This is a genomic window from Kytococcus sp. HMSC28H12 (assembly GCF_001816045.1).
GTDB classification, from domain to species: Bacteria; Actinomycetota; Actinomycetes; order Actinomycetales; family Dermatophilaceae; genus Kytococcus; species Kytococcus schroeteri.
Genome location: NZ_KV824575.1, coordinates 1 through 1,315 on the forward strand (window position 1 = coordinate 1; position 1,315 = coordinate 1,315).

Here is a 1,315-nt window from a genome sequence, read left to right on the forward strand (position 1 = left end):
GCTGGCCGACGAGGCCACCGCCATGCTCGACCCGGCCACCACGGCATCGGTGGTGGGCCTGCTGCGGGCGCGGGCCGCATCGGGGCTGACGGTGCTCACCATCAGCCACGACGCCGAGCTGCTGGAGGCCTGGTGCGTCGCCCCCGGCGACCGTGTGCTGGAGCTGGCGGCCCTCAGCCGGCGATGACGCCCGCGGCCGCGCGCCGCCCGGTGAACAGGCACCCACCCAGGAAGGTGCCCTCCAACGACCGGTAGCCGTGCACGCCCCCGCCGCCGAAGCCGCTCACCTCGCCGGCGGCGAACAGCCCCGGCACCGGCCCACCGGCCGCGTCGAGCACCGCACCGTCCAACCGCGTGGCCAGCCCGCCCAGTGTCTTGCGGCTCAGGATGCGCAACCGCACGGCCATGAGCGGCCCGGCTGCCGGGTCCTGGAGGTCGTGCGGCGCCACGGAGCGCACCAGTTTGTCGCCCAGGTAGGTCCGCGCGTCGCGCAGCAGCCGGCGCTGCGGGTCGTCCTCGCGTCCGTGGGCGGCCACGGCCTCGCGCACGGCGGCCCGGTCCAGCGGCCGTCCGCCCATCGCCTCCATGCGGCCCAGCAGCGTCTCCAGGTCGTCGGCCTCGATGACGTCGTCCCCGGCGTCGACGAAGGCCTGCACCGGTGCCGGCACGTCCGTGCGCACCCGCCCCAGCACCCCGCGCACCGACCGCCCGGTGAGGTCCGGGTTCTGCTCGCTGCCCGAGAGCGCGAACTCCTTGCCCACGATGCGCCGGTTGGTCACGAACCACGAGTGCTCCGCGCCGGTGGCCTGGAGGTGCTCCAGCGTGCCCAAGGTGTCCGTGCCGGGGAAGAGCGGCGCGGGCAGCCGGTGCCCGTCGGCGTCGAGCCACAGCGAGCTCGGCCCGGGCAGGATGCGGATGCCGTGCCGGTGCCACACGGCCTCCGGGTTGCCCAGGCCCTCGGTGTAGGCCCACATGCGGTCGGTGTTCACCCACGCCGCGCCGGCCTGCGCCCCGAGCTCCAGCCCGGAGCCGTCCACGTACGCGGGCACGCCGTGCAGCAGGTCCTCCGGCAGGGCGCCCAGGCGCTGCGGCCAGGCGCCGCGCATCATCGCGTCGTTGCCCCCGATGCCGCCGGTGGCCAGCACTACCGCACCGCCGCGCAGCTCGGTCTCCCCGGTCACGCGAGTGGCGCGGGCCCGGCCGCGCTCACCCGTGGGCAGGGTCGCCCGGGTGCCGGAGGTCGTGCCCGACGCGCTCCCTGGGCCCGGTGCGGTGGCGGCCGCGTCGCGCCCGCCCACCGGGCCACCGTCGGCCT

Annotated in this window: 1 protein-coding gene and 1 pseudogene; one reads left to right on the top strand and one right to left on the bottom strand. The window is 77.0% G+C overall.

Features of this window, described 5'->3' with window-relative positions; all coding sequences use genetic code 11:
* A pseudogene (locus tag HMPREF3099_RS13030) lies at window positions 1–187 on the top strand (ABC transporter ATP-binding protein); the annotation flags it as partial.
* On the opposite strand, the gene HMPREF3099_RS09050 reads toward HMPREF3099_RS13030, so the two are convergent.
* Window positions 174–1,315: FAD-binding protein (locus HMPREF3099_RS09050; RefSeq protein WP_141762094.1), on the bottom strand; the 1,142-nt coding region annotated here is incomplete at its 5' end. The pseudogene HMPREF3099_RS13030 and the gene HMPREF3099_RS09050 sit on opposite strands and share 14 nt — an antisense overlap.